Source organism: Bradyrhizobium sp., from assembly GCF_035309285.1.
Lineage (GTDB): Bacteria > Pseudomonadota > Alphaproteobacteria > Rhizobiales > Xanthobacteraceae > Bradyrhizobium.
The window spans coordinates 120,079-132,764 of the sequence record NZ_DATGFH010000162.1 but is presented as its reverse complement, the minus strand read 5'-3'; the positions used below and the strand labels follow the sequence as shown (position 1 = coordinate 132,764).

General features: G+C 62.3%; 11 protein-coding genes and 1 pseudogene. 5 read left to right on the top strand and 7 right to left on the bottom strand.

The annotated features are described in order from the left end of the window. The first annotated feature begins 465 nt into the window (after positions 1-465). The gene (locus tag VKR55_RS28985; protein WP_324408817.1) at positions 466-1,500 is read left to right on the top strand and encodes an Rv1681 family radical SAM protein; all 1,035 of its coding nucleotides are present in this window, start codon (positions 466-468) and stop codon (positions 1,498-1,500) included. 50 nt (positions 1,501-1,550) lie between these two features. Here VKR55_RS28985 and VKR55_RS28980 read toward each other — a convergent pair whose 3' ends face one another. Both VKR55_RS28980 and VKR55_RS28975 read right to left on the bottom strand, forming a co-directional pair. After that, positions 1,551-2,402 carry a phosphate/phosphite/phosphonate ABC transporter substrate-binding protein gene (locus VKR55_RS28980; RefSeq protein WP_324408816.1) on the bottom strand — a complete coding sequence of 284 codons (852 nt, stop codon included), beginning with the start codon at positions 2,400-2,402 and terminating at the stop codon, positions 1,551-1,553. A 66-nt stretch (positions 2,403-2,468) separates the two neighbouring features. Continuing rightward, on the bottom strand, positions 2,469-3,614 hold the full coding sequence (locus VKR55_RS28975) for an acyl-CoA dehydrogenase family protein (RefSeq protein WP_324408815.1): 1,146 nt from the start codon (positions 3,612-3,614) through the stop codon (positions 2,469-2,471). Positions 3,615-3,955: 341 nt separating this feature from the next. On the opposite strand from VKR55_RS28975, the gene VKR55_RS28970 reads away from it, so the two are divergent. From VKR55_RS28970 to VKR55_RS28955, 4 genes are read left to right on the top strand one after another with little or no spacing between them, the layout of a single operon-like run. Continuing rightward, entirely contained in the window at positions 3,956-4,702 is a 747-nt protein-coding gene (locus VKR55_RS28970; protein WP_324408814.1) for a TIGR04282 family arsenosugar biosynthesis glycosyltransferase, read from the top strand. A 5-nt stretch (positions 4,703-4,707) separates the two neighbouring features. After that, positions 4,708-6,072, top strand: coding sequence for an MptA/MptB family glycosyltransferase (locus VKR55_RS28965; protein ID WP_324408813.1), 1,365 nt, complete (start codon positions 4,708-4,710; stop codon positions 6,070-6,072). Then, positions 6,069-7,148, top strand: coding sequence for a radical SAM/SPASM domain-containing protein (locus VKR55_RS28960; protein WP_324408812.1), 1,080 nt, complete (start codon positions 6,069-6,071; stop codon positions 7,146-7,148). Before VKR55_RS28965 ends, VKR55_RS28960 begins: the two co-directional genes overlap by 4 nt. Next, entirely contained in the window at positions 7,145-7,861 is a 717-nt protein-coding gene (locus VKR55_RS28955; protein ID WP_324408811.1) for a glycosyltransferase family 2 protein, read from the top strand. Before VKR55_RS28960 ends, VKR55_RS28955 begins: the two co-directional genes overlap by 4 nt. Before the next feature lie 8 nt (positions 7,862-7,869). Here the strand turns inward: VKR55_RS28955 and VKR55_RS28950 are convergent, their stop codons facing one another. From VKR55_RS28950 to VKR55_RS28930, 5 genes and pseudogenes are all read right to left on the bottom strand, one after another. Next, positions 7,870-8,613, bottom strand: coding sequence for a class I SAM-dependent methyltransferase (locus VKR55_RS28950; RefSeq protein ID WP_324408810.1), 744 nt, complete (start codon positions 8,611-8,613; stop codon positions 7,870-7,872). Between the two features lie 27 nt (positions 8,614-8,640). Beyond that, a complete protein-coding gene (locus VKR55_RS28945) occupies positions 8,641-9,297 on the bottom strand; it encodes a DoxX family protein (RefSeq protein WP_324408809.1) in 657 nt (218 codons plus the stop codon). Between the two features lie 144 nt (positions 9,298-9,441). Further along, on the bottom strand, positions 9,442-10,203 hold the full coding sequence (locus tag VKR55_RS28940) for a hypothetical protein (protein ID WP_324408808.1): 762 nt from the start codon (positions 10,201-10,203) through the stop codon (positions 9,442-9,444). A 277-nt stretch (positions 10,204-10,480) separates the two neighbouring features. Next, positions 10,481-10,663, bottom strand: a pseudogene (locus VKR55_RS28935) (NAD(P)H-dependent oxidoreductase); the annotation flags it as partial. A 52-nt stretch (positions 10,664-10,715) separates the two neighbouring features. Further along, positions 10,716-12,677 (bottom strand): D-apionate lactonase family protein, encoded by a 1,962-nt coding sequence (locus tag VKR55_RS28930; RefSeq protein ID WP_324408807.1) that lies wholly within the window; start codon positions 12,675-12,677, stop codon positions 10,716-10,718. Between the last annotated feature and the right edge of the window lie 9 nt (positions 12,678-12,686).

Genomic DNA, 12,686 nt, shown 5'->3' with positions numbered 1-12,686 from the left:
TCCTGGTCCCCCGATGCTGGGATCAAGTCGCGCGGTGATCACCGCGAGACGACGGGGGCTATCAAGCCCGGTACCCCGAGGAGAGCGCGCCATAAGCCGTAAACCATTGCGCAGGGAAGGCCGGATGTTTCGGTCGAACCTGTATTTCTCGTGTGCTTTCCTTGTTGCTTGTTGCACACGAGGTTGCGGGTGCGGCCAGCGCCCGGCTTTCCCTGCGCCCTCTCAGATGAGGGCGATCGAGCAAAACCCGGACCATTCGTGCCGCGGGAATGCGGACGTGCGTTCTCCGGCCAAATTGATACAGCTCAGTCGCCCCATGTGTCCGAACCGTTGAATGGTGCTGAAGGAATTCAAGCATGATGCGTTGCCGCATTTTCGCTGAAAATTGATCGCGTGCGTCGTGCTCTCGTGACATAGTTTTGGTGCGAAACTGGTGCGGTAGACGGCAGGCCCCGGGATCTACGCATGAAGATCAACACGAAGGTCGAGGTCGATGCCGGCACAAGGACGTTTGCCTCCGGCCTCTTGCCGGATTTAATAGCTGCGCTGCGCCGCAGCCGAAAGGGCGACCTCATCGCCGTGGTCGGGAGCGATCCAGGTATCGGCCCCGCGCTCGAGGCATGGTGTCGCTTCACCCGCAACAGTCTGGTCGATACGACGGTGGAAGGCGGACGCACCCGTTGGGTGGTGCGCCATGGAGAGGCTCCGGAAAATGGTGGAGACGACCGGCCTGTCGGCTCTCGGTTATGGCTTTACACCAACTTCGACTGCAACCTGAGTTGCGACTATTGTTGCGTGCGTTCGTCGCCCAAGGCTCCGCGACGGGCGCTCGGGATCGAACGCGTGCGGCGGATCGCGACCGAGGCGGCCGAGCTCTGTGTCAGCGAAATCTTCGTCACCGGCGGTGAGCCCTTCATGCTGCCGGATATCGACGAGATCATTGCCGCATGTGCCGCGGCGGCGCCGACCACGGTCCTCACCAACGGCATGCTGTTTGCCGGAAGGGGGCTTGCAACGCTGCGCTCATTGCCGCGCGAGCGCGTCACATTCCAGATCAGCCTCGACAGTCCGACGCCCGAGCGCCACGACGATCACCGGGGAAAGGGGACATGGGCACGCGCCTGGAAGGGCATCGAGCAGGCCCGGGCCGAGGGATTCCGCGTGCGCCTGGCAGCGACGGTATCGACTGAGGCAGAGGCCGAGGAATTCGAGGGCTTCCTCGACGCCCATCACATCAGCGCGGAGAACCGGGTGATCCGGCGAATTGCGCTCAGAGGCTCCGCCGCACAGGGCATCGCTTTGGCAAGAGCCGACCTCGTTCCCGAGGTGACGATCACGGCGGAAGGCGTGTTCTGGCATCCCGTCGGAGCCGAAGATGAGGACCTCCTGGTCAGCCGCGACATCTTTCCGCTCGCCGAATCCTTCGCCGCGGTGCGGCGCGCCTTCGACCGCGAATTCGAGCATCAGCGCGCCTTGGCCCGGATTTTCAACTGTGCCTGATGGCGGCGCGGCGTGCGATCAGAGCTCAGTCCGGTTTTTTTTGGTCGGGCTTACACCTGGGCCGATGGCCGTGCCAGAAATCCTTGTTGCGCAGAAGCTTCTCGCAACTCCGCATACGCCTCGAGCTGCGGCGCGATCCATTGCCGCAATCCCTCCGCCTCGAGCACGGGACGATGCGCCGGGTTTTCGAAGCTCATGGCGAACAGTGCTTTGGCAAACTGCTGCTCCAATGCGGGGTCCAGATCGGATCTCGCCGTGAACATGCAGTGATTGTAGGGCCGCGACGACCAGATCTCGGTGAGCGCGCCGTCCGGCACCAGACGCTCGCTGCGGACCGCGTTCCAGAACGGGCTTCCGATCGCGCCCGCATCGGCGCGGCCGTCCAGCACCGCGCGAACGACGTCGGACTCGCTTCTACCGGTGTCGCCGTGCTTGCCGAGATCGGTGTTGAAGCGCAGCGTCCGGTAGTGCTTCGCTTCAACCAGCCCTTCGTGCTGCAGGAAATGAACCGGGAGGATGGCCGCGTGTCCGCTGTCGCGGCTGCCGAGCGCCAGCGTGCGGTTTCTGAGATCGGCAAGCTTGGTGACCGGCCCGCCGGTCACCGCGACGATCTTGGTCATCCAGCCGACGTCGGTGTCGCGCATCGCGATCGGCCGGCAACGCTTGTCGCTCCAGGCATCGGCCTGGAGATAGGCGAGGTTGGTGTTCCACCCGATGTCGATGCGTGGCAACGGATCGCCAGGCTGAGACAAGAGTGCGGCGACCTGCGCCTCGTAGCTCTGAAACAACACGACCTCGACGGGCAGATGCGCCTCCTCGTGAAAATATCGCCGCATACCTTCCCAGATGCCGACCACCTTCGGATCATATGCGACGGCACCTACCCAGATCGTCCGGCTCATGACCGCTCCTCGTTCCTCGGGCTCTGCATTTTGACTGACATCAATGGCGTCGCAGCGCTGTCGTGCTCAGAACAACGGTATTCCCAGAACGGCCTTGCCGATGAATTCGAGCAGCACATCGCCCGTCGGCGCCATGACGGCGCCCGCATGCGCGTCGCGGAACAGCCGCTCGATCGCCATGTGCCTGGAAAATGCGGCGCCACCGCACACCCGCATGGCGGTCGAGGTGACGGCGATCGCGACATCGCCAGCGGACGCCTTGCATTCGAGTACGCGCAGCATGGTGGTATCGCGGGGACGCTCAAGGTGATCGACGAGATCGTCGACGCGCGCGGCAAGCCCATCGGTGTCGATCTGCATCTTCGCAAGCTGCGCACGAAGCGTCGGCAGGCTCTCGCCGAGGCTCTGGCCCAAATGCTCAAAGCGAGCGCTCTTGAGATGCGCCGCAGTCCCCGCCACCGCGGCCCGGCACAGACCCAGCGCGACCGCCGAGGTTCCGAGGTTGAACAGTGGAAGCACGATCTCCAGCATCGCCTTGAAGCCGGCGCAGTCGTCGGTGAGCTGGTGGCTGGACTCGATTTTGCAATCATCGAGGATCATCGGCGCGGAAGCGTTGGCGCGCATCCCGAGACCATCCCACGGGCCGGCGACCGACAGTCCGGGCGTGCCGCTGGCGAAGAGGTAAAGGGTCGAGTCGGTTGGACCCGTCCCATCGGGGGAGAGCGCCGAAACCACATAGCTTTGCGCGTGACCGGCGCTCGTCACCCACGATTTCTTGGCCGTGAGATAGACGCCGGCGCCGTTGCGCTTGGCTCGCGAGACAGGTGCCCAGAAGTGGCTGCGCGATCCCGCTTCGCTGAAGGCCAGGGTGGTGAGGTGTCGACCGGCCGCAATGTCCTTCAGCGTCGGCGCCACCGTGGCGCCCGGACGGGCCGACGCAATCGTCGCGGTAGCGCAAAGGTGCATCAGGTAAACCATCGCCGCGGATGCGTCCGCCTCCGCAAGCGTCGCGACAACGGCAGCCAGCGTCCTCGGACCGAGGGCCGAGCCACCCACTTCGGCGGGCAGCATGATCCCCAAGAGTCCAGCCGGACCAAGCGCGGCGACCGCTTCGGACGAAAATCGAGCTTCCTTGTCGTTTTGCTTGGCCGCCGGTGCGAGAATGCGATCGGCGATCTCCCTGGCATTCGAAACTGCGGTCTCGTGATTCATTTCGGCCCTCGACACCAAAGCGCCGTGGCGGGTGGATATTACCCCCATGCCACGCGGTTACTGCCCATGTTGACCCCAGCCTTCTTTCACGATGCTAAGCGATCCACTCGATCGGATCAAACACAACAACCTTCAGGCATGGCCAAGACCGCCGTGCTCGCGGCGAACGCGGGGCTACGCCCAACAATTACGTCGTCGCGGGCCACCTTGTTTCACCACCCGAACACATTTTTCCTGATGTCGGTGACGCCTGCATGGAGCCGCAGCCTGGGGCAGTGCTTGCCGGCTTGCGGCGAGAACGCTACCAATGATCAGTCACGGCGCACGAGGTTTGTCTGGTGATGGCGGTCAATGACGGCGAGGTGACACCCGTCCTCGCGCAACTGCGCATCGCGGCGATCGGGATCATTTGCAAGGCGCCGCAGCCGGGCCGCTCCAAGACGCGGCTTGCCACGGCCATTGGCGAAGTTGCCGCCTCTGAGCTCTCTGCCTGTTTTCTGCGCGATGTCGCAGCAAGCATCGAAGCGGTGCCGGAGGTGATCGGCAGACGCGGCTATGGCGTCTATGCGCCGGCGGGGACCGAACACATCATGCGGCAGCTCCTTCCGGCGGGGTTCGGATTGCTGCTGCAGGCTGGAGATGATCTAGGGTATGTGTTGCTTGGCGCGACACGCGCGCTATTGGATGCGGGACATGACTGTGTTCTGCTCGTCAATGGCGACAGCCCAACGTTGCCACCCCGTTTGCTCGCAGAGGCCGTTGCAGCGCTGCGTGAACCCGGCGACCGCATGGTGCTTGGGCCGGCAAGCGACGGAGGCTACTACCTCATCGGCCTCAAGCAGCCGCATCGCCACCTGTTCACGGACATCGCATGGGGAACCGAAACCGTAGCGCGCAGCACATGCGAGCGCGCGGCCGAAATCGGGCTTGCCACCACCATGCTGGGCGAATGGTACGATGTCGATGACGTGCAGACGTTGCATTGGCTGCAAGACGAACTGGCCGGCCGTTCAACCCGCTTTCGCGGCGGCGGGTTTGCGGTGGCAAGCCGGGCCTTTCTCAAGGCCGGCTTGCAGATAGGTCTCTAAAGACAATGGCGGGCGCTGTCGCAATTCAACTCCGTCGACTGCCGCACCTGGCCGACACCTTGCCTCCGCTTCCTTTATTGGCAGGCGCCGGTGCTGTCCTGACCGGTCTGACCCTGGTCACTCCGTTTGCGTTCGAGACTTATGGTGACAATGCCTTCATCGCCCTGAGCGTTATCGCGGGTCTGGTGACCATCGTGGCAACTCGTCTCGCCGAGCGCGTACCGCAAGCCAGCGCGCTGTGGCTGATCTTTGGACTTGCGATCGCGCTCAGAGTCTACGTGCTGCTGTTTGATCCGCTCTTGTCCAGCGACATCTATCGTTATGTCTGGGACGGCAGGGTTCAGGCCGCCGGTATCAACCCCTATCGCTATTTCCCCGCCGATGAGGCGCTCGCGGCCTTGCGCGATGCGACGATTTTTCCACACATCAACCGTGCCAATTTTGCCGTCACGATCTATCCTCCGGTCGCGCAATTTTTCTTCCTCATCGTCACGCGGATCGGTGAAAGCGTGACGGTGATGCGCCTGGCGCTCATGGGATGCGAAGCCGTCACCGTAACGCTGATCATGCTCCTGCTGCGGCGCATGCACCGCCCCGTGACGCGCGTCATCGCCTATCTCTGGCATCCGCTTCCACTATGGGAGATCGCCAACAGCGGCCACGTCGACGGGCTCATGGTGGCGCTGATGCTGCTCGGCCTCTGGATCGCGCTAACGAGCCATACGCTGCGCGGAGCAGTCATGATCGCGCTTGCGACACTGGTCAAACCCCTTGCAGCGCCGGTCTTCGCCGGGATCTGGCGCCCGTGGGATATCAAGATGCCGCTCGTGGTGGTCGCCGTTATCATGCTTTGTTACCTTCCGTATTTGTCGGTCGGTTGGCGTGTTCTCGGCTTCCTGACGCAAGGCTACCTCAACGAAGAAGGCATCCGTGCCGGCAACGATCTCTGGCTGTTGTCGCTTTGGCGGCTTGTGTTTGGCGAGCACCAGGGTGATGTCGTCGTTTACGCGTCACTTGCCGCGCTGGTCCTGCTGTTGACGGGATTCTCCGTGGCTCGCCGGTCTGATCGCAGCCTTGCGCCCACGCTAACCTATATCAACATGCTGTTACTGCTCGCGCTTCTGTTCGTGTCGCCCAACTATCCCTGGTATTTTCTCGTCATTACGCCGTTTACCGCTCTGTGCGGTTCCCCGCCGACATGGGTCGTCTCGATCGGAGCGCTCTTTCTGTCGGAACAGCTCGACTGGGATTTCTACATTCCAAGAATGGTGTCAAAATCCATTCTGTTCGGCGGTCTTTTGCTGGCCTGGGCTCTGGCGGCGTGGAGGACTCGCATGCAGCGAGCCGCAAAGGCTGGAGTATCGCCATGAGCGCGTCCGGCGCGACACCAGGCGTACGTACGTCGTTCGACCCACGCCGCTATCACGAAGCGGTCACGGGCGAGCGCACCGCGATCGCGCCGCGAGCGCCGGTCTGCCTCTATCTGGAAGTGACCAACCGCTGCAATCTTTTGTGCACCACCTGTCCGCGGACCTACGAAGAGCTCGAACCGCCGGCCGACATGAGCTGGGAGCTGTTCACGTCGATTGTCGATCAGGTCCCCGATCTCGCGCGCGCCGTTCTGCACGGGGTCGGCGAGCCGATGCTGGTCGCGAACCTGCCGCGGATGGTCCGCTACCTGAAGGACCGCGGTGTCTACGTCCTGTTCAACACCAACGGAACGGTCCTCGGTGAGCGCAACGGCCGCGCCCTGATCGACGCCGGGCTCGATGAGCTGCGTGTGTCGCTCGACGCGTCAAACCGCGAGAGCTTCAAGGCGATCCGCGGCAGGGATTATTTCGGCCGCATCACCCGTAATGTGCGCGCGTTTCGCGAGCTGCAGATCCGGGAGGGACAAACGAAGCCGCAAGTCTCCATCTGGCTCACGGGCCTGAAAGAGACCGTCGAAGAGCTGCCCACGTTTGTCAAAGTTGCGGCCGAGATCGGCGTCAAGGAGGTCTATCTGCAGAGGCTCGTGTTCTTCGATGAAAAGGCGATCGGCAAGGCGCGCCCGGACCAGGCGTTGTTCGAGCGCCTGACCGAAGGCGAGGCGGCCCAGCTGAGAGAGGCCGAGGAGCTGGCGCGCGCCCTTGGCCTGACCTTCAGCGCGTCGGGCGCAGCGAGCGAGCCGGGATTGAGCCTGAAGAGCAGTGGCGACGGTTCGCCGTGGTCGCTCTGCCGGCGGCCGTGGTCCTTGATGTACTTCACGGCCAATGGCCGCGCTTTGCCGTGCTGCATCGCGCCGTTTTCGCAGCATGGCTACGACAATTACACGCTTGGCCATGCGGGCCGGCAATCCCTGAAGGACATCTGGAACGGGCCCGCCTATCGGGATTTTCGGACGGCGCTGCTCTCGGATCAGCCGCCGAAAGCGTGCGCCAATTGTGGTCTGCGTTGGAGCCTGTGAACGAGGTGGCAATCGTCTCGGCGATCATTCCGTGCCTCGACGAGGAAATGGCGATCGGTCAGGTTGTGACCGCGGTGCTGGCGCAGAATGCGAGCGAAGTCGTCGTTGTCGACGGGGGCTCGCGGGACAGGACAGTCGAGCGTGCAGAGGCCGCGGGAGCTCGCGTGATCGTCGAGCCGCGACGCGGCTACGGTCGCGCGATCCAGGCAGGGATCGCGGCAGCACGCGATGACGCCGACATTCTCGTCTTCCTCGACGGTGATGGCAGCGATGTCGCCGAATTCATTCCTGATCTGGTGTCGCCGATCGTCGCGGGCCAAGCGGTCTTCGTTCTCGGCTCGCGCGTGCGTGGGTCGCGCGAGCCTGGCAGCCTGTCGCCACAGCAGCTTCTCGCCGCGCATGTTGGCTCGCTGCTGCTGCGCCTCGTCTATGGTGCAAGCTTCACCGATCTGTCGCCGTTTCGCGCCATCCGGCGGGATGAACTCAAAGGCCTCGGTATGAAGGAAGAGACCTACGGCTGGAATCTGGAGATGCTGATGCGTGTCGCGGCCGCCCGCTTGCCGGCCATCGAGGTCGCCGTCGGACAGCGGCGCCGGATCGGCGGGGTCTCGAAAGTCTCCGGCAACCTCATCGCCGGCATCAAGGCGGCCTGGTCGATTGCGAAAACGTTCGTTCGCCTCGCGCTCGAGCTACGCGGCGAAACCGCTCGCTGATCGGCGGCTCAGTGAGTGCCGCTGCGATCGCCGCACGCGACGATATCTCCAGGAGATTTGCGACCTGCTTCTCCCGGCGGTGAAAACACCGCCAGATATCCGCCATCGCCCGCGAGCTGGTACGTGGCGATCTCGCGGTAGCCGACCGCGGCCAGTTCGCAGCGCAGAACCTCGATTGGCGTGCCATGTTGCTGCGTCGGACGCTCGAGGTCGACGATTCCGACCCGCGCACCCGGCTTCAAGGCCGGCGCGAGGTTGTAGAGGAAGGCGTAGGGCTGGGCGATCTCGTGATACATGTGCACGAGCATCGCGACATCCAGCGAGGCGGCCGGCAGACGCGGATCGTGGGACTCTCCGAGCGCGAATTTGATGTTGGTCAGCCCCAGGCGTTCGGTTCGCCTCTTGAGCTCGACGAGATAATCCCGCGTGACGTCCTCGGCGATGACGGAGCCAGTGGCCCCGACGACGGGCGAGAGCCGGACCGTGTGGTAGCCACTGCCCGCGCCAAGGTCGCCGACCGTCATTCCCGGCTTGATTCCAAGAAGGCGATGAATCTGACCGGCCTCGTTCAGGGAGTCGCGGTGCTCCTCGCTGGAACGGATCGGGCTGACGATTGGCGCCACCGGGCGCCGGGGTGAGGGAAACGCGTTTGCGGGCGCGCCTGGCGGCGCCAGATAGCTGACCTCAGCAGCATGGACGCAGGTCTGGCCCAGCACCACAACAACCATCGCTGCACGCGCCAACGCCCTCATGTGCTTGTCTTTCGCAATAAACGACGGCTAACCCGCCATCTTGAAGAACCAGCCGAGGAAGCCCTTGCCGTCGCGCACGGCCGGGACCTCGCGGCGCAGCCAGGCATCAAGGCCGAGACTTCGGCCGGCCGCCTCGACCACGAACAGGAACATGAGCAGCGCGAGGAACATGTAGGTCCACGGCCACTCGGACGAATTGTCATAGAGGCCGAGCCAGAGTTGCAGCGTATAGGCGATGGCCAGCACGCCGACAAACCGCACCGCAAGCCCGAGGATCATTGATCCGGCGAACACCAGCTCGGCAAGAAAGACGATGGGTCCGAAGATCGTCATGTGAGGCAGCACGACGTCCTTCAGGAACGTACGGTGAAATTCAAAAGCTGCGTTGGTCGATTCCTGTTCGGTCCAATATTGCAAACCATCGGACACCGGCAGCGGCAGTTTCCACAACATGCCCTGAAACCACATGCAGCCGATCAGGACCCGGACCAGCCAGATTCCAAGATGGCGCCCGCTCCGTTGCGACGGGTCCTCCTGCCAATTCCGGATCACCATTGCAATGCTGACGAGCAACAGGATCCAGAACAGCGCCAGGATCAGATAGCGCCAGCCTCCCTGATGGACATAATCATTCGTCGCCGCAGTCAGGAACTGCCAGATATTGGTAATGGGATTTTCGGGCATAGGCGCGTGCTCCCCAAGGATCGATAGTTGCTCTACGCGTCGGTCGATCGAATAGTTACTGCGCGGGCCGGTAGGCCCACAAGGCGCACCGCCGCGCAAGCAGCCGGATGGTGCGCCTCGGACTACACAATCAACCGCCGCGCTTCATTGCGCGTCGATCCATTTGTCGGACCCCGTCAGCTTCACCGACACGCCAGTCAAGGTTATCCGGAAGTCCTTTCCGTCCACGGTCCCGGGGTGATCCGTTGAGATGAGTAACGGGCCGGCCTTCTTGTAATCTGCATAGGTTGCGCTCACGAGATGCGGCGGCGGGTTGGGAGCGCCCCGGTGATAGGTGATTTGCACGATCCGCTTGTCGGGGCCGATGTAGAGGTCCCAGGTGTCGCCGGGCTGATAGCCGCCCGCCGACGGGTACTTCATCGCAATCCGCTGCGCGGTCCCGTCGCCGATCGGCAGCTTCTGCTGGCCTTCGTCGGTCGCAGTCGCGCCATCCCACAGCAAGTGAAACGGGAGCAGCGTCCAATACTGGTCATTGGCGAACATCGGATCGACCTCCTTCTTGACGACGTCACTTTGGCTGTCGAGCTGCGAGCGCTGATAGGTGACCTTGACCGGATTGCCGGCCATGTCCTTGCCTTCGTAGGAGACCGAGTCGGTCTTCGGGCTCCATTCCCATTTGTCCGCGATATGGAGACCACCCGGAAATTCCCCGTTCCAGGTGTAGCGGATGGCCTCAACTTGCCCAAACGAGTCGAGACCATAGGCCTTGGCGATCTGCTCGGCGATCGGTGGGCTCTGCTGCGCCCGGGAAGCAGCGGGGAGCATCAGCAGCATGCTGAGGACGAGGAGGATGATCAGACTGAGGCGGCTCACTTCGCCGCGCGCGAGAGGTAGGCTCCTGTTCATGGCGCGCTCCTTCAGATTTTGGGCCCAATGCGTTGACCGAGCCGGGGCCTTGTTATTCTAGCACTTGGGCCTGGTTAAGGTGAGACCGAACGTGGGCGCGATTTTTCACTCGAGTTGAATAAGAAATGCGTTGTTGCGAGGATTTCGTGCTAACCATTTCCAATGCAAGGCGCGAGAAGCAAACGTTCATGCTCCACACTGATTTGCGTCAGTAACATATTGAAATCAGGCGACCATTTATTCTCCGTGGCCTAGCAGTCAGGCTCGAGACATCAGAATTCATACCGGTGATGAAATCACCACCGCTCGCGACGATCACCAGCGTTAGCCGGTCCTTGAACAAGGTGAGGCCGGGCTGGATGATAACGTCGAACCACTGCTTCAGCTTGTAGGGAATGCTGAAATTCCACATCGGGGTCGAGATCAACACGCGATCGGCGAGCCCAGGCCGAATCGCGATGCCGCGTCATAGGGCGCATTTCGCTCGCCATGTCGTCGAGCAGCCTGGGACATCAGAGGCTCTGGACTCGGATGACTCCATAAGGCAGGAGCTCAAGGCTTCCTACCTTGCGGATGAAAGTGCCGCCGCTGCCAAGCCAAGCAGGATCGCGCACCGCCGCTTCAAAGCTGCTTTCGTCAAGAACATGCAGCCGGGCGGAGCCGTCGAAGCCCATGACTTTCAGGCGTTGGATTTCGCCTGACAGGTTGGCAAGCCAAAGGACCTGGCCACCCTTGTTGCGATAGGCAAGAGCGGCAATCTTTGAGGGGGCAGATGAATCGGTATCGATGCGTCTTGCGCCGCTGGCGCCAGCAAGACCCGCTATGACATGGTAGGTGGGATAGACCCTGGCGCTACCGTCGTCGAACCACGGCTGGGCATGGGCCAATTGGTGATAGATCATCCCTTGCGAGCCGGTGGCAGAGCCAAGGGCCAGGGCGTCGACACCGGCTCGCGCCGCCGCCGACAGATAGCCGAGGTTCCATGCGGCAGCGAAGAGACCGCGTTGGCGCGGATCGAGATCGGAGAGACAGACCCGCCTGTTATCGGGATTCGGCGCAACCGCTGCGCCGTAAGGGTTATCACGACATGGAATACTGGTTGGCCCGATGTGATAGGGCACTTTGCCGATCATGGCGCGTGCTGAAGCGTAGATCCACGGAAGAGTCTCAAGCGTCTCCATGACCGAGATATCATCTGGCGCATGGACAATGGGACAGCCCGTATGGGTAATGAAGTCGAAAACGCCCTCAGGCGCAGGCTTGCGGTTCAATTCAGTAAAATAGGAGAGCATGCCACCGCCAAGCTTGGCATCCGGGAAGGACGCCCGGGCCGCCGCCGCCATTTCCTCGTAGCTGGGCCCCCAAGGCCTCGGTGTGTTGGGCTGAAACGATTTGAGATCGTGCATCTGGGTGACGACAACGGAGGCAGGCGTGAGTCCCGCAGCATTCACCGCGCTCGCGATCGCAGCCACTTCGGTATCGGCCGACTCCCTGGCCGGCAAAATAATCTCAAGTATGACCGGTATTCCTGTTTGGCTTGACAGGTCGCGGAAATGAGCGGCGGCCTGTTCTTGCCCCTGCTCGCGTCCGTCGATCTGACAAACCAGCGCCTGAGGCTTCGCCGCAGCGACAAGATCCGCGGCTTGGAAGGCCGCCGCAGCTTCCAGCATCGGTACGCCGACGCCGATTGGTGGAATACGGCCCTTCGTGCCTGCAAGGGTTATGCTTGTAGCGGCGGAGCTCTTTGACCTTGATTTCGGACGTTTGCCAAACACGGTGAGGGTTACCGATTGGCCGAAGCCCTTGCCTTTCTCCAGTGTGTAGGGCCAGGGATCGAGCAGGGAGCACACATAGGTCTTGTAGGAAGCATCCATCCAGTTTCGATGGTCCTCCATCTCGAACTTGTTTCCCTCCATCAGAACGGTGACCACAACTCCCGGAAGCGGCTCATGCTTGAGTGAGCGGATTTCGAAAATGGGCTGACCGGGGCTGATGAATTTGGGAAACTTGCGCTTCTCTTTCTTTCCATCCGTGTGGACGACCTCAACTGGGCGTCCCACCGTCCCTGCGAGCGGATGCAGCACCACAAAGCCGGTCCGATTGGTGAGGAAGTCGGAAAGCGGCGTTGCTTCGGCCGAAAACGTCAGTGTTCCATCACTCCTTGCGTCGATCCTGGCGGAGTAGCGGATCGCCTGATCCTTGTCCTTGCAGGTGGCCTCATAACCGATAGCAAAGCCATCCTTGCCCTGGCGGATTCTCAGATTCTCGATTGCGGGAGCATAAGTGCCCCAGTCCTTGTCGCGGACGATGTAGGCAATTCCACGCAGGACTTCCTCACCATGATAGCGGATGTAGCGTAGGGCGCCGCTATTGAAGACTGCCGAGATGGGACCTGCTCTCAATTCGCGGCGTTTACCGTCAGGAACCTCGGTTCCGAAGAGCTTGATGGCACGGCTCGGTCTCTTCTGGGCCATTGTGGCCTC